Origin of the sequence: Ideonella benzenivorans, from assembly GCF_020387415.1 — a bacterium.
GTDB lineage: Bacteria > Pseudomonadota > Gammaproteobacteria > Burkholderiales > Burkholderiaceae_C > Ideonella > Ideonella benzenivorans.
The window spans coordinates 74,947-99,417 of sequence record NZ_JAGWCB010000008.1; the positions used below are offsets into that span (position 1 = coordinate 74,947).

A 24,471-nucleotide genomic window follows, 5' to 3' on the forward strand; every position below is an offset into this window, starting at 1 on the left:
TGCGGATCAGTGGCAGTGTTCCATGCCGACGCGCCGCCGACGGGGTGTTCCGTTTCGGTACAGGGGGATTCCGGAGGCACGCGCACGGGGCGAGGGGGTGGCCGAGGATTTCCCCTCGGAAACCGCCCGGTGGCGTGGGGGAGGGCGGGGCTGGCACAGGGTGTGCAGTAGCAGGGCCGTGGTGAGCAGCCGCCGCTGCCCGCTCACCCTGTTCCACAAGCACCTACTCTGGAGACATCTCATGCTCTACGCACTGCCTGGTACCGCTGGCGCCCCGGTCCAATACAAGGCCCGCTACGACAACTTCATCGGCGGCAAGTTCGTGCCCCCGGTCAAGGGCCAGTACTTTGATGTCGTCACCCCGATCAACGGTCAGGTCTACACCCAGGCCGCCCGTTCGGACGAATCCGATGTCGAGCGTGCGCTGGATGCCGCTCACGCCGCGGCCGCCCAGTGGGCTGCCACGCCGGTGGCCGAGCGCGCCAACGTCCTGCTGAAGATCGCCGACCGCATCGAGCAGAACCTGGAGAAGCTGGCCTACGCCGAGACGGTGGACAACGGCAAGCCGATGCGTGAGACGCTGAACGCCGACGTGCCGCTGTCGGCCGACCACTTCCGCTACTTCGCCGGTTGCCTGCGCGCCCAGGAAGGCTCGCTCAGCGAGATCGACGAGAACACCATCGCCTACCACTTCCACGAGCCGCTGGGTGTGGTGGGGCAGATCATCCCCTGGAACTTCCCGCTGCTGATGGCCGCCTGGAAGCTGGCCCCCGCGCTGGGTGCGGGCAACTGCGTGGTGCTCAAGCCGGCCGAATCCACCCCGGTCAGCATCCTGGTGCTGGCCGAACTGATCGCCGACCTGCTGCCGCCGGGCGTGCTGAACATCATCAACGGCTATGGCCGCGAAGCCGGCATGCCGCTGGCCACCAGCAAGCGCATCGCCAAGATTGCCTTCACCGGCTCCACCGCCACCGGCCGCGTGATCGCCCAGGCTGCCGCGACCAACCTGATCCCCGCCACGCTGGAGCTGGGCGGCAAGAGCCCCAACATCTTCTTTGAGGATGTGATGGCCCAGGACGACGCCTTCCTGGACAAGGCCATCGAAGGCCTGGTGCTGTTCGCCTTCAACCAGGGCGAGGTCTGCACCTGCCCGTCGCGCGCGCTGATCCAGGAATCGATCTACGACAAGTTCATGGAGCGTGCCCTCAAGCGCGTGGCCGCCATCAAGCAGGGCAGCCCGCTGGACACCGACACCATGATGGGCGCCCAGGCCTCCAGCATGCAGATGGACAAGATCATGTCCTACCTGGAGCTGGGCAAGCAGGAAGGCGCCCAGGTGCTGATCGGTGGCCACAAGGCCGAGTTGGGCGGTGAACTGGCCGGCGGCTACTACATCCAGCCGACCCTGTTCAAGGGCCACAACAAGATGCGCATCTTCCAGGAGGAGATCTTCGGCCCGGTGCTGGCCGTGACCACCTTCAAGGACGAGGCCGAGGCGATGCAGATCGCCAACGACACCCCGTACGGCCTGGGCGCCGGCGTGTGGACCCGTGACGGCAGCCGTGCCTACCGCTTCGGCCGTGGCATCCAGGCGGGCCGTGTGTGGACCAACTGCTACCACGCCTACCCGGCCCATGCGGCCTTCGGCGGCTACAAGGAATCGGGCATCGGCCGCGAGACCCACAAGCAGATGCTGGACCACTACCAGCAGACCAAGAACCTGCTGGTCAGCTACAGCCCGAACAAGCTGGGCTTCTTCTGATCCTTCGTGCGTTCAGGATGGGGCGGCTGCGGCCGCCCTTTTTCACATCCTCAGACTGTCAGGGGGGGCGATGGACACCTTGAGCACACCGGTGGAGCGCGTCGTGGCGTCCCCCGAGGCCCTGGCCCTGCTGGCCCGACTGCGGGACCGGCACGGCGAGGTGATGTTCTACCAGTCGCACGGCTGCTGCGATGGCAGCACGCCGATGTGCCTGCGGGTGGGCGAGATGACGCTGGGGCAGGACGATGTGCGCCTGGGCAGCGTGGGCGGGGTGCCCTTCTGGGTGGGCAGCCGCCAGTTGGCCTATCTGGAGGGCGGGCAGGTGCTGCTGCATGCCAAGCCGGGCGCGCTGGGCACCTTTTCGCTGGAAGATGCCGAGAACATGCATTTCGTCGCCAGCCAGCGGCTGTGGACCGATGCCGAATGGGCCTGGCTGCAGGCCCACCCGTTGCCCGCCGCGTGAGTGGGACGGGGTCTCAGGCCAGCTTGAAGGTGCCCACCAGGTCCACCAGCCGATGGGCCTGACCCCGCAGGCTCTCGGCGGCCGCGCTGGTCTGCTCCACCAGGGCGGCGTTCTGCTGGGTGCCCTGGTCGATGCGGGTGACCGCTTCCCCCACCAGGCCCACGCCGCTGCTCTGCTCCTGGCTGGCCCGGCTGATCTCGCCGATGATGTCGGACACCTTGGCGATCGCCTGCACCACCTCGTCCATGGTCTGCCCGGCCTGGTTCACCTGGGCCGAGCCCTGTTCCACGCGTTCGACGCTGGTCTGGATCAGCTGCTTGATCTCGCGCGCCGCCTCGGCCGAACGACCGGCCAGGCTGCGCACCTCACTGGCCACGACGGCGAAGCCGCGGCCTTGCTCACCCGCTCGGGCCGCTTCCACGGCGGCATTGAGCGCCAGGATGTTGGTCTGGAAGGCGATGCTGTCGATGACGCCGATGATGTCGACGATGCGGTGCGAGGCTTCCTCGATGCCCTTCATCGTGCTCACCACACCGGCCACGGCCTGACCCCCCTGGGCCGCCACGTTGCTGGCGTGACCGGCCAGCGCACTGGCTTCACGGGCGCTCTGGGCGTTGTGGCGCACGGCCGTGTCCAGTTCCTCCATCGAGGAGGCGGTTTCCTGCAGGGAGGCCGCCTGTTGTTCGGTGCGGGTGGCCAGGTCGCTGTTGCCCTGGGCGATCTGGGCGCTGGCGCTGGCCACCTGCTCGGCATTGCCGCGCACGTCATCCACCAGCCGGCGCAATTGGGCCTGCATGGCCGCCAGTGCCGCCAGCAGCCGGCCGGTCTCGTCCTGCCCGCGCACCTCGACCGGGTGACGCAGGTCACCGTTGGCCACCGCACGGGCCGCCGCCATCGCCGACTCGATGGGCCGCACCACGTCGCGGCTGATGCGCATGCCAATGCCCACCCCCGCCACCGCCGCCAGCAGCATGGCGGCCAGGCTCCAGGCCACGGCGCGTTGCCCCTGGGCATAGGCCTGGGCCGACGCATCGGCGCTGCGTTGTGCGATCGCGGCCTTGAGCTCCCGCATCAGCCGGGCCGCCTCGCGGTCGATGCCGCGCACGGCCATGTCACCCACCGAGGGCTCCAGGCCGGCCGCCTGGAACTTCTCCAGACCGGCGCGGTAACCGGCCGCCATCTTCTGGTGCTGCACGATGAAGGCGTCGGCGAGACGGGCCAGGTCGGGGTTCTGTCGCAGGTCGGATTGCAGCCCCTGCGCCAGGGAGCTGACTTCCTTCTCCTCTTTCTGGAACGCCGTCCAGTGCTTGTCCAGCAGGGCGGCATCCGAGCCGCGCAACAGCACGTCCTTCCATTCCTGAACCTGTGTCTTGAAGTGGCTTTCCATGGCCGCGGTGCGCCGTTCCTGCGCCACCTGGGCTTGCACGTCGGTGTGGAAGGTCTGGAGCGCGTGGTGGGCGGTCCAGAGTCCGGCGAAGCCGGCCAGCAAGGTCAGCAGCAGGGTGATCGCGAAGGCCAGGGGCAGTTTGCGGCGCAGGTTCATGGCAGAGGCTCTCGAGGGCTGGGTTCGACATGCAGGCTCCGGCATGTTGCCGCGCTGGGGGCGCACCAAGACAGCAAGGAAACGGGGGAAGAGGGCCTTGTTCGGGTCATTGAGGCCGACGGGTTCCGCCCGACGGGGGATGGGACTCCCCCTGTCGGCGGGATGCGCCGGGCGCATGGCTTCTCTAGCCTGGGGTTTTCGCTGGAGAACGCCTGTGAAATCGCGTCTACCGCTGTCCCAAGCACTGGTCTGGTCCCCGTTGTGGGCCGCGGGGGTCTGGCTGCCCACCGCGGTGCTGGCCGCGCAGGCACCGCCCGATCTGCTGCTGGCACGGGATTGGCCCGCTTCGGCGACACCCGCCGGCTTCCTGGTCAGCGAGAAATTCGACGGGGTGCGCGCCTTGTGGGATGGCCAGCACCTGCGGTTTCGGGGCGGTGGCGTGGTGGCGGCACCGGCCTGGTTCCTGGCCCGCTTGCCCGCCCGGCCCCTGGATGGCGAGCTGTGGCTGGGCTACGGCCGCTTTGACGAGGTCTCGGCCCTGCTGCGGCGGGCCGATCCGGACGACCTGGGCTGGCGGGCCCTGCAGTTCCGGGTGTTCGAGTTGCCGGGCGCTCCCGGCAGCTTCGCCGCGCGGGCGCAGCAGATCGAAGCCCTGGTGGCCGAGACGGCCTGGCCTCAGCTGGTCGCGGTCGCCCAGCAACCGCTGGCCGACCTGACGGCCCTGCGGCAGCGGCTGGCGGCGGTGCTGGCCGCCGGCGGGGAGGGGCTGGTGCTGCACCGGGCGGACGCCCCCTATGTCACCGGCCGGGTCGAGGTGCTCTACAAGCTCAAGCCGGTGCAGGACGGCGAGGCCGTGGTGATCGGCCATCTGCCGGGCCGCGGCAAGTACGAAGGGCTGGTGGGGGCCTTGCGGGTGCGGGACGAGACCGGTCAGGTCTTTCTGCTGGGCAGTGGCCTGAGCGATGCCCAGCGCCGCCAGCCACCGGCCGTGGGCACCCGGGTCACCTACAGCTGGCGGGGCCGGACAGCCACCGGTCTGCCCCGCTTTGCCACGCTGCTGCGGGTGCGCGAGCCGGGGCTTTGACGGTGGCGCCGAGAGCGCCGTGGGGTATCGTGCGGGCATGAGCGATTTCAGCTTCTACTGGCACGATTACGAGACCTTTGGCCGGGTGCCGCGGCGGGACCGGCCTTCGCAGTTCGCCGGCGTCCGCACGGACGCCGAGCTCAACGAGGTGGGCGACCCGCTGATGGTGTACTGCCAGCCGGCACCGGATGCCTTGCCCGACCCCGAGGCCTGCCTGCTCACCGGCATCCTGCCGCAGCAGTGCCTGGCCCAGGGCCTGCCGGAGTACCGCTTCGCCGGGGCCATCGAGGCCGAACTGGCCCGGCCCGGCACGGTGGGTGTGGGCTACAACTCGATCCGTTTCGACGACGAGGTCACGCGCCACCTGTTCTGGCGCAACCTGATGGACCCCTATGCCCGCGAGTACAAGAACGACTGCGGCCGCTGGGATCTGCTGGACACCGTGCGCTGCATGTACGCGCTGCGGCCCGAGGGCATCGAATGGCCCCGGCATGAGGATGGCCGCCCCTCGTTCAAGCTGGAACACCTGAGCGCGGCCAACGGCCTGCTGCACGAGGCGGCGCACGATGCGCTGTCCGACGTGCGCGCCACCATCGCGCTGGCCCGCAAGATCCGCCAGGCCCAGCCGCGCCTGTGGGACTTCTGCCTGCGGCTGCGCAAGAAGGACGCGGTCTGGGCCGAGATCGGGGTGGGGCGGCCGTTCCTGCACATCTCGGGCATGTACGGGCCCGAGCGGGGCTGTCTGGGCGTGGTGTGGCCGCTGGCACCACACCCGACCAACCGCAACGAGCTGATCGTCTGGGACCTGGCGGCCGACCCGGCCGAGCTGTTCACGCTGAACGCCGAGCAGATCCGCCAGCGCCTCTACACCCGCAGCGAGGACCTGCCCGAGGGCATGACCCGGCTGCCGATCAAGACCATCCACGTCAACAAGTCGCCGGTGGTGATCGGCCAGCTGAAGACGCTCTCTCCGGCGATGGCCGAGCGCTGGGGGGTGGACATGGGCCGGGCGATGCAGCATGCCGAGGCCTGTGCCCGCCAGGGGGCCACGATGGCGGGCATCTGGCCGGATGTCTTCACCCGCCCCGCGGGCGAGGGACCGGCCGACGTCGATCAGGACCTCTACGGCGGCTTCCTCGGGCCCCAGGACCGCAGCCGGCTGGACCGCCTGCGTCGGCTCACGCCGGATGATCCGGCCTGGGGACGGGCCAGCTTTGATGACCCGCGCCTGGACGAGCTGGTGTTCCGCTACCGCGCCCGCAACTTCACCGACAGCCTGAATGCCGAGGAGCGCGAGCGTTGGGCCCAGCTGCGTGTGGCGCGGCTGCACGAGGGGCTGGGCGGCGGTCTGACCGTGGCCCAGTTCCTGGAGAAGGTGGACCAACTGGCCGAGGTCGCGGCCGAACAGGACGACGAACGGGCCCAGGGGCTGCTGGAGTCCCTGGTCGATTACGCGGAGCAGGTGGCGCCCTCGCGCGATTGAGCCGGTCAAGGGGGGACGGACCAATCAGGACTTGCCCGGGGGCAAGGCGGCCGGCGCGGGCGCGCGGCTACACTGCGCGCCTTTCGACCCTCCCTCAGGTACCGCATGCCCCGAGCCGTCATCACCGGAACCGGTCTTTATGTTCCGCCCCATGTGATCACCAACGCCGAGCTGGTGGCGTCTTTCAACGCCTATGTCGAGCGCTTCAACGCCGACCATGCGGCGGCCATCGCGGCAGGGACGTCCACGGCCCTGTCGCTGTCCAGCGAAGCCTTCATCGAGAAGGCCTCCGGGATCCAGCGCCGCTATGTGATGGAAAAGAGCGGCGTGCTGGACCCAGCGCGCATGCGCCCCAAGTTGACCGAGCGCCCCGACGACCAGCTGTCGCTGATGGCCGAGATCGCGGTCGATGCCGCCCGCCAGGCCCTGGCCGCGGCCGGGCGACAGGCGGCGGACGTCGACGCGGTGATCTGTGCCGCCTCGAACATGCAGCGCGCCTATCCGGCCATGGCGATCGAGATCCAGCAGGCCCTGGGCGCGGGTGGCTACGGCTTCGACATGAACGTGGCCTGCTCGTCGGCCACCTTCGCGATCGAGCAGGCGGTCAATGCGGTGCGCAGCGGCGCCTCGCGCTGCGTGCTGATCGTGAACCCCGAGATCACTTCCGGTCACCTGGAGTGGAAGGACCGCGACTGCCACTTCATCTTCGGGGATGTCTGCACCGCGGTGCTGGTCGAGGCCGACGAAACGGCGGTGGCCGCCGAGCGCTGGGAGGTGGTGGGCACGCGCCTGGCCACGCAGTTCTCGAACAACATCCGCAACAACGCAGGCTTCCTGAACCGCAGCGAAGACAGCGACCCCAACGCGCGCGACAAGACCTTCCGTCAGGAGGGCCGCAAGGTGTTCAAGGAGGTGGTGCCCATCGCCTCGGCCCACATCGAGACACACCTGCAGGCGCTGGGGATGGCGCCTGCCCAGGTGCGCCGCTACTGGCTGCACCAAGCCAACCTGGGCATGAACCAGCTGATCATCAAGAAACTGGTGGGGCAGGAGGTGGGGCCGGACCTGGCACCGCTGATCCTCGACGAGTTCGCCAACACCGCCTCCGCTGGCTCCATCATCGCCTTCCATCGCCACCGCGAAGGGCTGAAGGCCGGGGACCTGGGGGTGATCTGCTCCTTTGGCGCCGGGTATTCGGTGGGCAGCGTGGTGGTGCGCAAGCACTGAGCGGGTTGACGATGGCCGATGGCATCATCGCCACCCTGATGGCGCCAACCCCGGCGCGACACGGCTGGTCATCGCCGGCCTTTTTTCAAGGAACCTCGATGCAACGTTCTCCTTCCCTGCTCCTGTCCGGCTTGGTGTTGGCCCTGTGTGCCGGTTCGGCGTTGGCTGCCGACGGCAAGATCAGCAGCCTGGGCAAAGCCAACCCCAAGGCCCCCATCCTGAGCAAGAGCGAACTCAAGGCCTGTCTGGCCCAGCAGGCCAAGATCAAGCAGACGGCGGCCGACCTGGACCAGCGTGTCCAGGCGGTGAATGCCGAGGGCGACGACATGGCCAAGCGCCGGGATGCGCTGAAAGGGGAGACCGACGCCTTCCAGAAGAAGAACGACGCGATCAAGGACTTCAATGCCCGTCAGGCCGCGTTCGCCGAGCGTGCCAAGCAGTGGAACGCCGACAAGAAGGCCTTTGATGAGCAGGAGATGTCGGGCTCGGAGCGCAAGAGCCGGGCGCGCGATCTGCAAACCCGCCTGGATGAGCTGCACAAGGATGAGGCCGCGCTGAACACCGAGGGCCAGACCCTGGCCGCCGCCACGCAGAACGAGGGCGCCACGCTGCAGTCGCACCAGGTGGCCTTCAACGAGGCGCTGGATGCCTGGAAGACCAGGCAGTCGGCCCTGCAAAAGGAACGTGACGCCTACGAACTCGACCGCGAGGAGTGGCAGCAGACCTGTGGCAACCGCCGTTTCCGAGAGGATGACGAGACGGCGCTGAAGGCCGGCAAGTGAGCGGGGCAAGGGCCGGCTGAACGCGGGCCTTTGCAAAGCACGGACAATGCGGGGGTGAACACCGCCCCCGAACTCCTGCTGCCGGCCGGCTCGCTGGCCAAGATGCGAGCCGCCTATGACTTTGGCGCCGACGCTGTCTATGCCGGCCAGCCGCGCTACTCGCTGCGCGCCCGCAACAACGAATTCCGCCTGGAGCAGATCGCCCAGGGCATTGCCGAAGCCCATGCGCGCGGCAAGAAGTTCTTCGTCACCAGCAACCTGATTGCGCACAACGACAAGGTGCGCACCTATCTGCGTGACATCGAGCCGGTGATCGCCCTCAAGCCCGACGCGCTGATCATGGCCGACCCCGGGCTCATCATGCAGGTGCACGAGAAGTGGCCCGAGGTGCCCATCCACCTCTCGGTGCAGGCCAACACCACCAACTGGGCCACGGTGAAGTTCTGGCAGAAGATGGGCGTGAGCCGCATCATCCTCTCGCGCGAGCTGAGCCTGGACGAGGTGGAGGGCATCCGCAACGAATGCCCGGACATGGAGTTGGAGGTGTTCGTGCACGGCGCGCTGTGCATCGCCTACTCGGGCCGCTGCCTGCTCTCGGGCTACTTCAACCGGCGCGACCCGAACCAGGGCACCTGCACCAACGCCTGCCGCTGGGAATATGGCACCCAGGCCGCCAGCGAGCACTCGCCCAGCGGCGAGGCGGTGCCGGTGGGCACGCTGGAGCGGGATTTCGACTTTGCCGCAGCCCAGGCGGAAGCCGAGACGAACTTCTCGACCTGCGGCGGCGGTGAGCGTCATCCCGTGGCCGACCGGGTCTACTTCCTCGAGGAGAAGGGCCGGCCGGGTGAGCTGATGCCCATCATGGAAGACGAGCACGGCACCTACATCCTGAACAGCAAGGACCTGCGGGCGGTGGAGCATGTGGCCCGCCTGTGCCAGATCGGTGTCGATTCGCTGAAGATCGAGGGCCGTACCAAGAGCCTGTACTACGTCGCCCGCACGGCCCAGGTCTACCGCCGTGCCATCGACGATGCCATGGCCGGCCGGCCCTTCAACCCGGAGCTGCTGCTGGAGCTGGAGGGCTTGGCCAACCGGGGCTACACCGGTGGCCTGCTGGAGCGCCGCCCCGCACAGGACTACCAGAACTACATCAGCGGCCACAGCGAGCTGCACCGCAGCCACTTCGTCGGCGAGGTGTTGGGCGTGCGCGCCGATGGTTGGGCCGAGGTCGAGACCAAGAACCGCTTTGCGGTGGGCGACCGCATCGAGGTCATTCACCCCGCGGGCAACCGCGTCCTGACGCTGGACGCGATGCAGAACCCGGAGGGCGAGGCCGTCCAGGTGGCCCAGGGCAACCCGATCCGGGTGTTCGTGCCGTTGGGGGGGCCGGTGGAGGGGGCGCTGCTCGCGCGCCTGCTCTGAGGCGCCGGGCGCGGCAGGTCGCCGCGGCGGTGTGGTCCCCGTCCCTTGCATTCGGGGGGGACTCCGGGTTTGCCCGGGCCATCCTTGGGTGTCAGGCGGGCATCCTGGCGGCTGCGGGTCGTCCGCGGCCCGGTCCACGGCACCCCATCCAGGAGGATCCACCATGCCCATTCCCGCCTGCCCTGTCGTCCATTTCGAACTGCCCTACCGGGACGCGGCCCGGGTCTCGGCCTTTTACCAAACGGTGTTCGGCTGGCAGTTGCAGCCCATGGGCCCCGAGATGGGCAACTACATCCTCGCCACCACCTCCACCTGCGACAGCAGCGCGCCGGATGCCCTGCGGGGCTCGGTCAACGGCGGCCTGTTCCCCTTGGTGCCGGAGTCGCCGCTGCAGCAGCCCTCGGTGGTGCTGGGCGTACCCGATGTGCGAGAGGCCATGGCCCGCGTGAGCGCGGCCGGTGGGCAGGTGCTGGGCGAGCCCATGGCCATTCCGGGCGTGGGTGACTATGTCGTTTTTGTCGACCCTGAGGGCAACCGCCTGAGCATGCTGCAGCCCCTGATGGGCTGACCGTTGCTTCGGCCCGCTCACATGCCGGCATGAAAAAAGGCCCGCACAGGGCGGGCCTTTCGGTCAGGGCGCACAGGGCGTCCGTGAGGGACTTCAGACGCTCTTGGCGACGTCGGCGTATTCCTCGATCTGGTCGAAGTTCATGTACTTGTAGATCTGATCGGCCTTGGCCGTGACCACGCCGGTGGCGGCCAGGTACTCCTCGCGGGTGGGCAGCTTGCCCAGCTTGGAGGCCACGGCGGCCAGCTCGGCCGAGCCCAGGAACACATTGGTGTTCTTGCCCAGACGGTTCGGGAAGTTGCGGGTCGAGGTGGAGATCACCGTCGCGCCTTCACGCACCTGCGCCTGGTTGCCCATGCACAGGCTGCAGCCCGGCATCTCGGTGCGGGCACCGGCGGCGCCGAAGGCGGCGTACTGGCCTTCCTTCATCAGCTCGGCAGCATCCATCTTGGTCGGCGGGGCCACCCACAGCTTGACCGGGATGTCACGGGCGCCGCCCAGCACGGTGGCGGCTGCACGGAAGTGACCGATGTTGGTCATGCACGAGCCGATGAAGGCTTCATCGATCTTGGTGCCGGCCACGTCGGACAGGGTCTTGGCGTCGTCCGGGTCGTTCGGGCAGCAGACGATGGGCTCCTTGATGTCGGCCAGATCGATCTCGATCACGGCTGCGTATTCGGCGTCCTTGTCGGCTTCCAGCAGCTCGGGCTTGGCCAGCCAGGCTTCCACCTTCTCGATGCGGCGGGCCAGGGTCTTGGCGTCGTGGTAGCCGTTGGCGATCATGTTCTTCATCAGAACGATGTTCGACTTCAGGTACTCGATCACCGGGGCCTGGTTGAGCTTGATCGTGCAGCCGGCGGCCGAGCGCTCGGCCGAGGCGTCGGACAGCTCGAAGGCCTGTTCCACCTTCAGGTCGGGCAGACCTTCGATCTCCAGGATGCGGCCCGAGAAGATGTTCTTCTTGCCGGCCTTGGCCACGGTCAGCAGACCGGCCTTGATGGCGTACAGCGGGATGGCGTGGACCAGGTCACGCAGGGTGACGCCCGGCTGCATCGTGCCCTTGAAGCGCACCAGCACCGATTCGGGCATGTCCAGCGGCATCACGCCGGTGGCGGCGCCGAAGGCCACCAGACCGGAGCCTGCCGGGAAGGAGATGCCGATCGGGAAGCGGGTGTGGCTGTCGCCGCCGGTGCCGACGGTGTCAGGCAGCAGCAGGCGGTTGAGCCAGCTGTGGATCACGCCGTCGCCCGGGCGCAGGGCCACGCCGCCGCGGCTTTCGATGAAGGGAGGCAGTTCGCGGTGCATCTTGGCGTCCACCGGCTTCGGGTAGGCGGCGGTGTGGCAGAAGGACTGCATCACCAGGTCGGCCGAGAAGCCCAGGCAGGCCAGGTCCTTCAGCTCGTCGCGGGTCATCGGGCCGGTGGTGTCCTGGCTGCCGACGGTGGTCATCTTGGGCTCGCAGTAGGTGCCCGGGCGGATGCCCTGGCCTTCCGGCAGGCCGCAGGCGCGACCGACCATCTTCTGGGCCAGCGTGAAGCCCTTGCCGGTGTCCTTGGGGGCCACGGGCAGGCGGAAGGCGGTGGAGGCCGGCAGGCCCAGGGCCTCGCGGGCCTTGGCGGTCAGCGAGCGGCCGATGATCAGGTTGATGCGGCCGCCGGCGCGCACTTCGTCGAACAGCACGTCGCTCTTGAGCTTGAACTCGGCGACGGTCTCGCCGTTCTTCACGATCTTGCCGTCATAGGGCAGCACGTCGACGACGTCGCCCATCTCCAGCTTGGAGACATCGACCTCGATCGGCAGCGAGCCGGAGTCTTCCTGGGTGTTGAAGAAGATCGGAGCGATCTTGCCGCCCAGGGTCACGCCACCGAAGCGCTTGTTCGGCACGAAGGGGATGTCCTGGCCGGTGGCCCAGATCACCGAGTTGGTGGCCGACTTGCGGCTGGAGCCGGTGCCCACCACGTCGCCCACGTAGGCCACCAGGTGGCCCTTCTTCTTCAGGTCCTCGATGAACTGCATCGGGCCGCGCTTGCCGTCTTCCTCGGGCTTGAAGGCCGCGTCGGGACGGGTGTTTTTCAGCATCGCCAGGTAGTGCAGCGGGATGTCCGGGCGGCTCCAGGCGTCCGGGGCCGGCGACAGGTCGTCGGTGTTGGTTTCGCCCGGCACCTTGAAGACGGTGATGGTGATCTTCTTCTCGACCTCGGGGCGGCTGGTGAACCACTCGGCGTCGGCCCAGCTCTGCACCACTTCCTTGGCCTTGGCGTTGCCGGCCTTGGCCTTGGCGGCCACGTCGTTGAAGTAGTCGAACATCAGCAGGGTCTTCTTCAGACCCGCAGCGGCGACATCGGCCACTTCAGCGTCGTCCAGCAGCTCGATCAGGGGGTGCACGTTGTAGCCGCCCACCATGGTGCCGAGCAACTCGGTGGCCTTGGCCTTGGAGATCAGGCCGACCTTCAGTTCGCCGTGGGCCACGGCCGACAGGAACGAGGCCTTGACCTTGGCGGCGTCATCCACGCCCGGCGGCACGCGGTGGGTGATCAGGTCCAGCAGGAAGGCCTCTTCGCCGGCCGGCGGGTTCTTGATCAGCTCAATCAGCTCGGCCACTTGCTTGGCGTCGAGCGGCAGCGGCGGAATGCCGAGCGCGGCGCGTTCGGCGGCATGTTGGCGGTAGGCTTGCAGCATGGTGTGCTCTCCAGGGGTGAAACGGAAACGGGGTGTCAGGCCGCGTGCGGCACGATGACCTTGAGCCCCTTGAAGTAGTCGCGAAAGAAGGTGTCGTCGCGGGTGATCAGGGCGTCGCACTGCAACAGCGCGTGCGCGCCCACGAGAAAGTCGGGCAGGGTGCGTTCGCGGCGGCCGCCGCGCTGGCGGTAGCGCCGTTGCATCTCGCCGGCGCGGATGGCCGACTTGGATTCGGTGGCCGAGAAGCGCACGCCCATCTCCTCCAGCACGTCCAGCACCTCGGTGCCATTGCGCAGGGCGGTGCAGACCTCGGTCAGGGCCACGTCGCAGACGACGACCGGACCGATGCTGAGCGACTGGCGCAGGCAGGCCTCGGCCGCGTCCGCGGCGGGGCCATTGGCCAGCAGGTCGATCAGCACGGAGGAGTCGATGGCGATCATGGGCGATCAGACGTCCAGGGGGTCACCCGGGGCACGGCCACGGATGCTGCGCATCGCATCGTCGGTGTCGGCAAAACCATCCAGCTTGAAACGGCCACGGGCCTTGGAGATGGCGTCGGAGACATCCTTGCTGAGCACGATGCGTGCGCCTTCAAGCTCCACCTTCAGGATCGTTCCCTTGGTCAGGCCCAGGGCATCCCGCACGGCTTTGGGCAGGGTGATCTGCCCGCGTTCAGCAACTGTCGCTTCCATCCGTCTCTCCGGGGACTCCGAAAATTTCGGTATGCATGAATTCTACATACTTCGTGCATACATGAGACTGACGCAGGGGGATCGGCGGGGTCGGGATGGGCAAGAAAAACGGGCCCTGAGGCCCGTCTGTCGTGAGTGTTGACGCGCGGGCGCCTGAGGCTCACTGCTTGGTTTCGACCTTGGCGGTGTTCGGGTCGACCAGCAGGGCCTGGTGCGGCGTGCCTTCGGCGGCCTTCTTGGCGGCCAGCTGCTTCTCGCTCACGCATTCATCGACCAGACGGCGGCCGGCCTGCGTGTCCATCAGCATGGACTTGTAGGCGATCTGCAGCATCAGGGTCTTGCCCTTCACGTCTTCCAGGCGCACGGCACCGGTGGAGGACAGCACAGGCTTCATCGTGTAGATGCTCTTGCCGAAGATCACATCGACATAGCCGTCGTTCTTCGGGTTGGTCGTGACATTGACCGTCTGGCTGAATTCGCAGTCATAGTGCCCATAGTCGACCAGGGCCGCGGCGGCCGTCTGCTGGCCATCGGCGGGCGGCAGTGGCACATCGGCCACCGGGGTGGCGGCCTTGGCGGTGGACTTCTTGGCATGCGAGCTCTTGCTCGCCTTGGTCTTCGCCGGTTCGGCGGCGTGGGCGACTTGGGCGCCCAGCAGGCCCAGCGACAAGGCGGCGGTCAGGATCGCACGAATCATGCGTATCACTCCTTGGGGGAACGGTGGTGGAAAAAACAGGCGAGATTGTGCGCCTTCATTGGTGAAATTCGGTGACCGCTGGTGTCAGCTGGCCGGCTTTTCACCGAAAAACGCCGTCAGAACCTCTTCGGGCAGCTGCGGCCCGTGGCTGAACGCGGTGCGATGGGCGCGCTGCAGCACCTGCCAGAAGTAGCGGTAGCTGGCGCGGTCATGCAGTTGGTCGCGTCCCCGGTGCTGGTGCCGGATGGGGGCCCAGTCCTTGGCCTGGGCGGCCAGCAGGATCTCGACCGCCTGGTCGATTTCCGCCGCGGTGGGCGAGAAGGCATCGACGATGGGGCGGATCTGGTCCGGGTGGATGCTCCACATGCGGGTGTAGCCCAGCTGCTTGCTGGCCTGCTCGGCCGCCTGCTGCAAAGCGTCACTGTCCTTGAATTCGGTCACCACGCAGTGCGAGGGCACCCTGCCGGCGGCATGGCAGGCGGCCGCGATCTCGAGCTTGGCGCGCAGCACCAGCGGATGCCGGAACTGGCCCTCGACACCCATCGCTGACTGGGGAATGGCGCCGCGATGGGCCGAGACGAAGTCCATCAGCCCGAAGGAGAGCGATTCGATGCGCGGGTGGGCGGCCATGGCGAACACGTCACGCAGCGCACCATGGGTTTCGACCAGGGCGTGCAGCGGCAGCGGGCGTGTCAGCCCATGCTGGGCGGAGATCCGGTCCACCACCGCGGCGGCCTGTTCCAGGTCCTGCAGATGGCGTGGCTTGGGAATCATGAGGTAGGCCAGCCGGTTCCCCGCCTTGGGCAGCAGGACGTCCAGCATCGGCACGAAGGCCGGGTGATCGAAGGGCACCACGCGGGCGCCCACGCGACCGAAGCGGTTGAGGTCCGAGGTGGCCAGCTCGGCCATCAGGTGGGCATGCTCCACCTCGCCACCCACGGGGGCGCCATCCTCCCCATCCAGCGTCACGTCGAACACCGGGCCCAGTTCTGCCTGCAGGGCCAGGCTCTTGCGCATGCGGGCCTCGACACCACAGTAGTGGTCGCAGACGGGCAGGTCGGGCACGGCGTCGCCCTCCTCGAAGAGCACGTCGCGGGGATGGCGGAGCGGGGTGGCAGCGGTCATGGGCGGGGGCAATGGACAAGAAAAAAGCCGGCGGCGCATGGGCGCTCACCGGCTTCGCAGCTTAGCGTGACCTGTCCCGCTTGGGAAAGGCCCGGCTCAGGGCATCACAGCAGGTGCTTGACGCCGTCCTTTTCGCCTTCCAGCTCGGCCAGGGTCTTGTTGATGCATTCTTGCGAGAAGGCATCGATCTCCAGGCCTTCGACGACCTTGTATTCGCCGTTTTCGCAGGTCACCGGGAAGCCGAACATGACGTCCTTGGGGATGCCGTACCAGCCTTGCGACGGGATGCCCATCGTGACCCACTTGCCGTTGGTGCCCAGGGCCCAGTCGTGCATGTGGTCGATGGCGGCGTTGGCAGCCGAGGCCGCCGACGACAGGCCGCGGGCGGCGATGATGGCGGCACCACGCTTGCCCACGGTCGGCAGGAACACGTCCTTGTTCCAGACCTGGTCATTGATGGTGTCCTTGACCGACTTGCCGTTCACGGTGGCGAAGCGGTAGTCGGCGTACATGGTGGGCGAGTGGTTGCCCCACACGGCCAGCTTCTCGATGTCGCCGACGGCGCAGCCAATCTTGGAGGCGATTTGCGAGGCGGCACGGTTGTGGTCCAGGCGCAGCATGGCGGTGAAGTTGCCCGGCTTCAGGTCCGGGGCCGACTTCATGGCGATGTAGGCGTTGGTGTTGGCGGGGTTGCCGACGACCAGCACCTTCACGTTGCGCGAGGCCACGGCGTTCAGGGCCTTGCCCTGGGCGGTGAAGATCTGGGCGTTGGCGGCCAGCAGGTCGGCACGCTCCATGCCGGGGCCACGGGGGCGGGCGCCGACCAGCAGGGCGTAGTCGGTGTCCTTGAAGGCGGTCATCGGATCGGCGTGGGCTTCGATGCCGGCCAGCAGCGGGAAGGCGCAGTCTTCCAGCTCCATGATCACGCCCTTCAGTGCGTTCTGGGCCTTCTCGTCCGGGATCTCCAGCAGTTGCAGGATGACGGGCTGGTCCTTGCCCAGCATTTCACCGGAAGCGATGCGGAACAGCAGGGCGTAACCGATCTGGCCTGCGGCGCCGGTCACGGCCACGCGCACGGGTTTCTTGCTCATGTGGAAATCTCCGAGGAAGGGTAGGGGAGCGAATTGGGTCGCATGGCGGGGCCTTCCGGCTGCGCGGACTGGGCTCATCACCACCGGCTCAGGGGATGGCGGACACCCGAAGTGAACGCCACACGCAAGTGTAGCCCGCGAGTCTAGGGGGGGTGAAACATCTGGTCAAGAATCTTATGTCTTATATAAGACAAATGCTGAATTGGGTGGACGACCTCCCCGCCGTGTGCTGCAATGCCGTCCCATGCCTGCCTTGCCATCGTCCGATATTCCGGAAGCCCCTGCCGTGGCCGCCGCGTCGGGCCCGGCTTTCAGTCCGCTCTATCGGCAGATCAAGGCGCTGTTGGTCCAGAGCCTGAACGGCGGTGAATGGAAGCCCGGTGAGCTGATTCCCAGCGAGCAGGACCTGGCCGCACGCTTTGGCGTCAGCCAGGGCACGGTGCGCAAGGCCATCGACGAGCTGGCGATGGAGAACCTGCTGATGCGTCGGCAGGGGCGTGGCACCTTCGTGGCCACCCACGCCGAACAGAACATCCAGTACCGCTTTCTGCGCCTGATGCCCGACAAGGGGCCTGCGGGAGGCATGGAGCGGCGTTTCATCGATTGCCGGCGCATGCGCGCGCCCGCCGAGGTGGCCCGTGCGCTGGAGCTCAAGCCGGGTGACAGCGTGCTGCAGATCCACCGCACCCTCTCGCGCGATGGGCGGCCCGTGGTGTTCGACGAAATCTGGCTGCCAGCCGTGCCGTTCAAGGGCTTGACGGCCGATCGCCTGGCGCAATACGCGGGCCCGATGTATGGGCTGTTTGAGACCGAGTTCGGCGTGCGGATGATCCGCGCCGAGGAAAAGATCCGTGCCGTCGCAGCCGATGAATGGAGTGCGCAGGTGCTGCAGGTGCCTGTGGGCACCCCGCTGCTGAGCGTGGCCCGGCTGTCGCATACCTACCACGACAAGCCGGTGGAACTGCGGCGCGGCTGGTATGACACCAGCGCGCACTACTACAGGAATGAACTGAATTGAACCCCTGTTGCCCCACCTGTTCGTCTGGAAAGGCCCCTGAAAGCCTGGTGCGTTGCAATAAAATCAGTCGGTTTCGCTGAGGTTACAAGCTCCTCAACGTTCCGTTCGTTCCTTCGTTCTCCCGGCTTCGGGAGACCCATACAACCAGGACTGACACAACCAGGACAGACGCCATGGCAGATACGCTCAAGCAACGTCCGGAGTTCCGAAACATCCATGTGACGGAACTCCGCAACTACCGGCTACCCCCAGCCGGCATCGTTTCCATCTTGCACCGCGTCAGCGGCGCCATGCTGTTCTTGCTGCTGCCCTTCGTGGTCTGGCTGTTTGATGTCAGCGTGACCTCGGAAGTTTCCTTCGAGAGCTTCCGCAGTGCATTCATCGCTGGCATCGGCTTCGTGCCGGGCTGGTTTGTCAAGCTCGTGTGCCTGGCGCTGATCTGGGGCTATCTGCACCACTTCACCGCCGGCGTGCGTCACCTGTGGATGGATGCCACCCACAGCGTGACCAAGCAGCAAGGCCGCTCCTCGGCGATCGTCACGCTGGTGTTCAGCCTGGCGCTGACCGTGCTGCTGGGCGCCAAGCTCTTCGGCCTGTACTGAGCGGAGATTCGACCAAATGGCAATCAACTACGGAAGCAAGCGCCTCGTCGTGGGCGCGCACTATGGTCTGCGTGACTGGCTGGCCCAGCGCATCACCGCGGTGCTGATGGCATTGTTCACGGTGGTCCTGCTGGTGCAGGTACTCCTGCCCGGTGAAATGGGCTACGACAAGTGGGCCGGCATCTTCGCCGCCCAATGGATGAAGTTCCTGACCTTCACGGTCATCGTCGCACTGGCCTACCACGCCTGGGTGGGTGTGCGCGATATCTGGATGGACTACATCAAGCCGGTGGGTCTGCGCCTGGCGCTGCAGGTCTTCTCCATCGTCTGGCTGGTGGGCTGTGCCGGCTGGGCTGTTCAAGTGCTCTGGAGGCTGTAAGCAATGGCACAGACCAACAACAACATCACCAAGCGCAAGTTCGATGTCGTGATCATCGGTGCCGGCGGTTCCGGCATGCGCGCCTCGCTGCAACTGGCCAAGGCTGGCCTGAACGTGGCGGTTCTGTCCAAGGTGTTCCCGACCCGCTCGCACACGGTGGCGGCGCAGGGCGGCATCGGTGCCTCGCTGGGCAACATGTCCGAGGACAACTGGCACTACCACTTCTACGACACCATCAAGGGCTCCGATTGGCTGGGTGACCAGGATGCCATCGAGTTCATGTGCCGTGAGGCCCCGAAGGTGGTCTACGAGCTGGAACACTTCGGCATGCCGTTCGACCGCAATGCCGACGGCACCATCTACCAGCGTCCGTTCGGCGGCCACACCGCCAACTACGGCGAGAAGCCCGTGCAGCGCGCCTGCGCAGCGGCCGACCGGACCGGTCACGCGCTGCTGCACACCCTGTACCAGCAGAACGTCAAGGCCCACACCAACTTCTTCGTTGAATGGATGGCGCTGGACCTGATCCGCGATGCCGACGGCGACGTGGTGGGCGTGACCGCGCTGGAACTGGAAACCGGCGACATCCACATCCTCGAAGCCAAGATCGTGCTGCTGGCCACCGGTGGTGCCGGCCGCATCTTCCAGGCCTCGACCAACGCCTTCATCAACACCGGTGACGGCCTGGGCATGGCGGCGCGCGCCGGCATCCCGCTGCAGGACATGGAGTTCTGGCAGTTCCACCCGACTGGCGTGGCCGGCGCGGGCGTGCTGCTGACCGAAGGTTGCCGCGGCGAAGGCGCCATCCTGCGCAACGCCAATGGCGAGCGCTTCATGGAGCGCTATGCCCCGACGCTGAAGGATCTGGCGCCGCGTGACTTCGTCTCGCGTTGCATGGACCAGGAAATCAAGGAAGGCCGTGGCTGTGGTCCGCACAAGGACTACGTCGTGCTGGACATGACGCACCTGGGCGCCGAGACCATCCTGAAGCGTCTGCCTTCGGTGTTCGAAATCGGCCACAACTTCGCCAACGTCGACATCACCAAGGAACCGATTCCGGTGGTCCCGACCATCCACTACCAGATGGGCGGCATCCCGACCAACATCCATGGTCAGGTCTCGGTGCCCAAGGGTGACGAATACCGCAGCCCGATCGGCGGTCTGTACGCGGTGGGCGAGTGCTCCTGCGTGTCGGTGCACGGCGCCAACCGCCTGGGCACCAACTCGCTGCTGGACCTGGTGGTGTTCGGCCGTGCGGCCGGCAACCACATCGTCGAGTCGCTCAAGAGCGCGCCCAAGGCCCACAAGCCGCTGCCGGCCGATGCCGCCGACAAGACGCTGGCCCGTCTGGCCCGTCTGGACGCGAGCACCTCGGGCGAATATGCCCAGGACGTGGCCAACGACATGCGTGCCTGCATGCAGTCGCACGCTGGCGTGTTCCGCACCCAGGCCCTGATGGATGAAGGCGTGCAACGCATCGCCGAAGTCCGCGAGCGCGTGAAGAACATCACCCTCAAGGACAAGTCCAAGGTCTGGAACACCGCGCGCATGGAAGCGCTGGAAGTCGACAACCTGATCGAGGCCGCCCAGGCCACGATGGTGTCGGCCGCCGCGCGCAAGGAATGCCGTGGCGCCCACACCGTGAACGACTACGAGCGTGGTGCGGACGACGCCGAGTTCCCGCTGGGCCGCAACGACAAGGAATGGCTCAAGCACACCCTGTGGGACAGCGCCACCAACAGCCTGTCCTACAAGCCGGTGAACCTGAAGCCGCTCACCGTCGACAGCGTGCCGCCCAAGGTCCGTACCTTCTGAGCGTGCCCAAGGAGTAATTCACATGACCAAGCGCACCTTTCAGATCTACCGCTACGACCCCGACAAGGATGCCAAGCCCTACATGCAGACCATCGAGCTGGAGCTCGTGGGCAACGAACGCATGCTGCTGGACGCCCTGTTGAAGCTCAAGGCGGTCGATCCCTCCATCGCGTTCCGCCGCTCCTGCCGCGAAGGCGTCTGCGGCTCCGACGCGATGAACATCAACGGCAAGAACGGTCTGGCCTGCCTGACCAACCTGCGCTCGCTGCCCGAGACCATCGTGCTGCGTCCGCTGCCGGGTCTGCCCGTGATCCGCGACCTGATCGTGGACATGACGCAGTTCTTCAAGCAGTACCACTCGATCAAGCCGTACCTGGTCAACGAGTCGCCCGCGCCCGAAAAGGAACGTCTGCAGACGCCTGAAGAGCGTGAAGAGCTCAACGGCCTGTACGAGTGCATCCTGTGCGCGAGCTGCTCGACCAGCTGCCCGAGCTTCTGGTGGAACCCCGACAAGTTCGTCGGTCCGGCGGGCCTGCTGCAGGCCTACCGCTTCATCGCGGACAGCCGCGACGAAGCCACCACCGAGCGTCTGGACAACCTGGAAGACCCCTACCGTCTGTTCCGTTGCCACACCATCATGAACTGTGTCGATGTGTGCCCCAAGGGTCTGAACCCGACCAAGGCCATCGGCAAGATCAAGGAATTGATGGTGCGTCGCGCCGTCTGAGCACGCACTTTGGTCAGCGTGGAGCAAGCCCCTATGGATGACACCACCCGCGTGGAGCCTTCCGTCGTCAGCCGCCTGAAATGGAGCTGCCGACGGGGCTTGCTTGAAAACGACCTGTTCATGGAACGGTTCTTCCGCCGCTACGAAGAGACATTGACGGCGCGGCAGGTGGAAGGACTTCAATTGCTGATGGACTTGGCGGACAACGACCTGCTGGACCTGCTGCTTGCGCGCAAGGATCCCGAAGGTCCCCTGGACATTCCCGCTGTGCGGGACGTTCTGGTGCAGTTGCGCCAATCCGCTTGATGGTTTTGAGTGAGAAAGGACCCGACGATGACTCCCTCCGACGTGAAAGCCACCCTGTCTTTTTCGGATGGCAGCCCCAGCATGGAATTGCCGATCTACAAGGGCACGATCGGGCCCGACGTGATCGACATCCGCAAGCTGTACGGCCAGACTGGCAAGTTCACCTATGACCCCGGCTTCCTGTCGACGGCGTCGTGCAACTCGTCCATCACCTATATCGACGGTGACAAGGGCGAGCTGCTGTACCGCGGCTACCCGATCGAGCAACTGGCCGTGAACTGCGACTACCTGGAAACCTGCTACCTGCTGCTGAACGGCGAACTGCCGAACGCAACGCAGAAGGCCGACTTCCAAGCCAGCGTGACCAACCACACGATGGTCAACGAGCAGATGCAGTTCTTCCTGCGTGGCTTCCGCCGTGATGCGCACCCGATGGCCGTGATGACCGGCCTGGTGGGGGCTCTGTCGGCCTTCTACCACGACAGCACCGACATCAATAACCCTGAGCACCGCGAAATCGCGGCGATCCGTCTGATCGCCAAGATGCCGACGCTGGTGGCCATGGCCTACAAGTACACCGTCGGCCAGCCCTACATCTATCCGAAGAACGACCTGTCCTATGCGGGCAACTTCCTGCGGATGATGTTCGCCACCCCGTGCGAAGAGTACAAGGTGAGCCCGGTCATCGAGCGGGCCCTGGACCGCATCTTCATCCTGCACGCCGACCACGAGCAAAACGCCTCCACCTCCACCGTGCGCCTGTGCGGTTCTTCGGGCACCAACCCGTTTGCCGCCATCGCGGCCGGCGTGGCCTGCCTGTGGGGCCCGGCCCACGGCGGCGCCAACGAAGCCTGTCTGAACATGCTGGAAGACATCCAGGCCATGGGCGGCGTGGCCAAGGTGGGCGAGTTCATGAACCAGGTGAAGGACAAGAACTCGGGCGTGCGCCTGATGGGCTTCGGTCACCGCGTCTACAAGAACTACGACCCGCGCGCCAAGCTGATGCAGGAAACCTGCAAGGAAGTGCTGCAGGAGCTGGGTCTGGAAAACGACCCGCTGTTCAAGCTGGCCATGGCTCTGGAGAAGATCGCGCTGGAAGACGATTACTTCGTCGCCCGCAAGCTGTACCCGAACGTGGACTTCTACTCGGGCATCGTGCAGCGCGCCATCGGCATCCCCGTGCCGCTGTTCACCGCCATCTTCGCGCTGGCGCGCACGGTGGGCTGGATTGCCCAGCTCAACGAGATGATCGCTGACCCCGAGTACAAGATCGGTCGTCCGCGTCAGCTCTTCGTGGGTTCGGCCAAGCGCGACGTCAAGCCGCTGGCACAACGCTGATACCCCGGGGGCACGGGACGATGCAGACGCCGTCCCGTCCGCCGCGCACATCCAAGGCCCTTCGGGGCCTTTTTTCATGTCCTGGTCAGGCCTTTTGCCAGCGCGGCAGCAGGCGTCCGACGTCGGCCAGGCAAGCCTGTTGCACCTCCCGTGGGCTGCGGCAGTCGCTCAGCAGGGCCACCACCACCCAAGGAGCGGTCTGCTCGGGCGGCCAGACGATGGCCACATCGTTGGCGATGCCGTCGCCCGTGCCGGTCTTGTCGCCAATCTGCCAGCCCCGGGGCAGGCCTGCACGCAGGCGCTGGGCGCCTGTGGTGCTGGCCCTCATCCAAGTCAGCAGTTGAGCCTGCGCCTTGGCCGGCAGACCTGGGCCCAGGCACAGGCGTCGCACAGTGTCGGCCATCGCGGCTGGGGTGGTGGTGTCCCATTCCCCGGTCGGATCGGCCACGTTGAGATCCGGTTCGCTGCGATCCAGGCGTGTTTGGGTGTCGCCATGTGCGCGCAGCCAGCGGGTCAGGCCGGCCGGGCCGCCTTGCGTCTTGAGCAGCAGCAGGGCGGCGGTGTTGTCGCTGGTGGTCATGGTGGCCTCGCACAGTTGGGCCACGCTCAGGCGGCCGCGCCCCACCGCCTTCTTCGTCACAGGAGACCACTCGACCAGATCGCTGCGGCGGAATGAGAGTTGCCGGTCCAGCCGCTCCTCGCCGCGGGCGGCCCGATCCAGCACCTGGGCGCACAGCAGCAGCTTGAACGTGCTGCACAGCAGGAAGCGCTCGTCGGCGCGATGGGTCCAGCGGCGGCCACTGCCGGCGTCCAGCACGGTCAAGCCAAGACGCCCCCTGGCGCGCGATTCAATGTCCTGCAAGGCCCTCTGGATGTCGGCGGGTGGCATCGAGTTTTCCTGGGCCTCCAAGGGGGAGGCCAGCACGGAGGGCAGGCAGCTCAGACCCAGCAAGTGGGTCAGAAAGGCGCGTTTTTGCATGGTTCTCTCGTTGGTGAAGGTGAGTGGACGGTAGGGGCTGAAGAAGAAGGCGACAAATGGGAAGAATGCAGCGGAGACCATCAATTTTCAGAGGTCAACCTTGGATCTGCCCCTCAACGCCCTGTGGGCCTTCGCGGTGTCCGCCCGCCACCTGAACTTCGCTCACGCCGCCAATGAACTGCACCTGAGTCCCACCGCCGTCAGCCAGCACGTGAAGAACCTGGAGGCGCGTTATGGGGTGCGGCTGTTTCACCGTCTGCCGCGGGGGCTGGCCCTGACCGATGAAGGGCGGGCCATCCTCCCCGCGGTGCCGGCCTCATTTGATCGGCTGGCCGAGAGCCTGCAGCAACTGCGCGACGGGCGCCCTCGCGAAACCCTGACACTGGGCGTGGTGGCTACCTACGCGGTGGGTTGGTTGCTGCCGCGCCTGGCGGCGTTCCAGATGGCTTGCCCGCATGTGGATCTGCGCCTGCATCATGCACAAGACCTGATGGACGTGCCGCTGCTGCGCTCTTACCGCGTCGACGAGTGGGACCGCTGGTGCACCGTGGCCGGCGTGCCGGTGCCGCCCCTGCGAGGCATGGTGTTCGACAGCTCGCTGGCCCTGGCCGAGGCGGCTGCGCTGGGCGCAGGGGTGGCGTTGCTGCCCACAGTGCTGTTCCAGCGGGATCTGGCGCATGGCCGTCTGG

General features: G+C 66.7%; 23 protein-coding genes and 1 pseudogene. 16 read left to right on the top strand and 8 right to left on the bottom strand.

Translation table 11 applies throughout. The annotated features are described in order from the left end of the window. Positions 1 to 241 precede the first annotated feature (241 nt). Together exaC and KGA65_RS06055 are read left to right on the top strand one after the other, a co-directional pair. A complete protein-coding gene (gene exaC / locus KGA65_RS06050) occupies positions 242 to 1,762 on the top strand; it encodes an acetaldehyde dehydrogenase ExaC (RefSeq protein WP_225862256.1) in 1,521 nt (506 codons plus the stop codon). Positions 1,763 to 1,832: 70 nt separating this feature from the next. Further along, positions 1,833 to 2,225, top strand: a complete 393-nt coding sequence (locus tag KGA65_RS06055) for a DUF779 domain-containing protein (protein ID WP_225862257.1) — start codon at positions 1,833 to 1,835, stop codon at positions 2,223 to 2,225. A gap of 13 nt (positions 2,226 to 2,238) precedes the next feature. Here KGA65_RS06055 and KGA65_RS06060 read toward each other — a convergent pair whose 3' ends face one another. After that, a complete protein-coding gene (locus KGA65_RS06060; protein WP_225862258.1) occupies positions 2,239 to 3,768 on the bottom strand; it encodes a methyl-accepting chemotaxis protein in 1,530 nt (509 codons plus the stop codon). Positions 3,769 to 3,982: 214 nt separating this feature from the next. Between KGA65_RS06060 and KGA65_RS06065 the strand changes: the two genes are divergently transcribed. The 6 genes from KGA65_RS06065 (at position 3,983) to KGA65_RS06090 (ending at position 10,334) form a co-directional block, all read left to right on the top strand. Next, the gene (locus KGA65_RS06065; RefSeq protein WP_225862259.1) at positions 3,983 to 4,852 is read left to right on the top strand and encodes a DNA ligase; all 870 of its coding nucleotides are present in this window, start codon (positions 3,983 to 3,985) and stop codon (positions 4,850 to 4,852) included. Between the two features lie 37 nt (positions 4,853 to 4,889). Beyond that, positions 4,890 to 6,335, top strand: coding sequence for an exodeoxyribonuclease I (sbcB, locus tag KGA65_RS06070; RefSeq protein ID WP_225862260.1), 1,446 nt, complete (start codon positions 4,890 to 4,892; stop codon positions 6,333 to 6,335). Positions 6,336 to 6,440: 105 nt separating this feature from the next. Then, positions 6,441 to 7,562, top strand: a complete 1,122-nt coding sequence (locus KGA65_RS06075; RefSeq protein WP_225862261.1) for a beta-ketoacyl-ACP synthase III — start codon at positions 6,441 to 6,443, stop codon at positions 7,560 to 7,562. Between the two features lie 98 nt (positions 7,563 to 7,660). Continuing rightward, a complete protein-coding gene (locus tag KGA65_RS06080) occupies positions 7,661 to 8,344 on the top strand; it encodes a hypothetical protein (RefSeq protein WP_225862262.1) in 684 nt (227 codons plus the stop codon). Between the two features lie 102 nt (positions 8,345 to 8,446). Further along, positions 8,447 to 9,766, top strand: coding sequence for a prephenate-dependent tRNA uridine(34) hydroxylase TrhP (trhP, locus tag KGA65_RS06085; protein WP_375142613.1), 1,320 nt, complete (start codon positions 8,447 to 8,449; stop codon positions 9,764 to 9,766). Between the two features lie 163 nt (positions 9,767 to 9,929). After that, positions 9,930 to 10,334, top strand: a complete 405-nt coding sequence (locus KGA65_RS06090) for a VOC family protein (protein ID WP_225862264.1) — start codon at positions 9,930 to 9,932, stop codon at positions 10,332 to 10,334. Positions 10,335 to 10,427: 93 nt separating this feature from the next. On the opposite strand, the gene acnB is transcribed toward KGA65_RS06090, so the two are convergent. The 6 genes from acnB to KGA65_RS06120 form a co-directional block, all read right to left on the bottom strand. Then, a complete protein-coding gene (gene acnB, locus KGA65_RS06095) occupies positions 10,428 to 13,013 on the bottom strand; it encodes a bifunctional aconitate hydratase 2/2-methylisocitrate dehydratase (protein ID WP_225862265.1) in 2,586 nt (861 codons plus the stop codon). Between the two features lie 35 nt (positions 13,014 to 13,048). Next, positions 13,049 to 13,453: a type II toxin-antitoxin system VapC family toxin gene (locus tag KGA65_RS06100; protein WP_225862266.1), complete on the bottom strand. Its 405-nt coding sequence runs from the start codon at positions 13,451 to 13,453 to the stop codon at positions 13,049 to 13,051. A gap of 6 nt (positions 13,454 to 13,459) precedes the next feature. Further along, entirely contained in the window at positions 13,460 to 13,705 is a 246-nt protein-coding gene (locus tag KGA65_RS06105) for an AbrB/MazE/SpoVT family DNA-binding domain-containing protein (RefSeq protein ID WP_225862267.1), read from the bottom strand. A gap of 160 nt (positions 13,706 to 13,865) precedes the next feature. After that, positions 13,866 to 14,402 carry a hypothetical protein gene (locus KGA65_RS06110; RefSeq protein WP_225862268.1) on the bottom strand — a complete coding sequence of 179 codons (537 nt, stop codon included), beginning with the start codon at positions 14,400 to 14,402 and terminating at the stop codon, positions 13,866 to 13,868. Between the two features lie 84 nt (positions 14,403 to 14,486). Further along, positions 14,487 to 15,527: an HpcH/HpaI aldolase/citrate lyase family protein gene (locus KGA65_RS06115; RefSeq protein ID WP_225862269.1), complete on the bottom strand. Its 1,041-nt coding sequence runs from the start codon at positions 15,525 to 15,527 to the stop codon at positions 14,487 to 14,489. A gap of 104 nt (positions 15,528 to 15,631) precedes the next feature. Then, positions 15,632 to 16,618, bottom strand: a complete 987-nt coding sequence (locus KGA65_RS06120; protein ID WP_225862270.1) for a malate dehydrogenase — start codon at positions 16,616 to 16,618, stop codon at positions 15,632 to 15,634. A 244-nt stretch (positions 16,619 to 16,862) separates the two neighbouring features. Here KGA65_RS06120 and KGA65_RS06125 point away from each other — a divergent pair, with 244 nt between their 5' ends. The 7 genes from KGA65_RS06125 (at position 16,863) to gltA (ending at position 22,803) form a co-directional block, all read left to right on the top strand. After that, on the top strand, positions 16,863 to 17,636 hold the full coding sequence (locus KGA65_RS06125; RefSeq protein WP_225862271.1) for a GntR family transcriptional regulator: 774 nt from the start codon (positions 16,863 to 16,865) through the stop codon (positions 17,634 to 17,636). 173 nt (positions 17,637 to 17,809) lie between these two features. Next, positions 17,810 to 18,238, top strand: coding sequence for a succinate dehydrogenase, cytochrome b556 subunit (gene sdhC / locus KGA65_RS06130; protein ID WP_225862272.1), 429 nt, complete (start codon positions 17,810 to 17,812; stop codon positions 18,236 to 18,238). Between the two features lie 16 nt (positions 18,239 to 18,254). Next, positions 18,255 to 18,617: a succinate dehydrogenase, hydrophobic membrane anchor protein gene (gene sdhD / locus KGA65_RS06135; protein ID WP_225862273.1), complete on the top strand. Its 363-nt coding sequence runs from the start codon at positions 18,255 to 18,257 to the stop codon at positions 18,615 to 18,617. Between the two features lie 3 nt (positions 18,618 to 18,620). Continuing rightward, a complete protein-coding gene (gene sdhA / locus KGA65_RS06140; RefSeq protein ID WP_225862274.1) occupies positions 18,621 to 20,432 on the top strand; it encodes a succinate dehydrogenase flavoprotein subunit in 1,812 nt (603 codons plus the stop codon). Positions 20,433 to 20,454: 22 nt separating this feature from the next. Continuing rightward, positions 20,455 to 21,159: a succinate dehydrogenase iron-sulfur subunit gene (locus tag KGA65_RS06145; protein ID WP_225862275.1), complete on the top strand. Its 705-nt coding sequence runs from the start codon at positions 20,455 to 20,457 to the stop codon at positions 21,157 to 21,159. 33 nt (positions 21,160 to 21,192) lie between these two features. Then, entirely contained in the window at positions 21,193 to 21,465 is a 273-nt protein-coding gene (locus KGA65_RS06150) for an FAD assembly factor SdhE (RefSeq protein ID WP_225862276.1), read from the top strand. Between the two features lie 27 nt (positions 21,466 to 21,492). Next, positions 21,493 to 22,803 (top strand): citrate synthase, encoded by a 1,311-nt coding sequence (gltA, locus tag KGA65_RS06155; protein WP_225862277.1) that lies wholly within the window; start codon positions 21,493 to 21,495, stop codon positions 22,801 to 22,803. 85 nt (positions 22,804 to 22,888) lie between these two features. Here the strand turns inward: gltA and bla are convergent, their stop codons facing one another. Continuing rightward, positions 22,889 to 23,782, bottom strand: a complete 894-nt coding sequence (gene bla / locus KGA65_RS06160; protein WP_225862278.1) for a class A beta-lactamase — start codon at positions 23,780 to 23,782, stop codon at positions 22,889 to 22,891. Positions 23,783 to 23,882: 100 nt separating this feature from the next. Between bla and KGA65_RS06165 the strand changes: the two are divergent. Beyond that, positions 23,883 to 24,428 (top strand): annotated as a pseudogene (locus tag KGA65_RS06165) (LysR family transcriptional regulator); the annotation flags it as partial. Between the last annotated feature and the right edge of the window lie 43 nt (positions 24,429 to 24,471).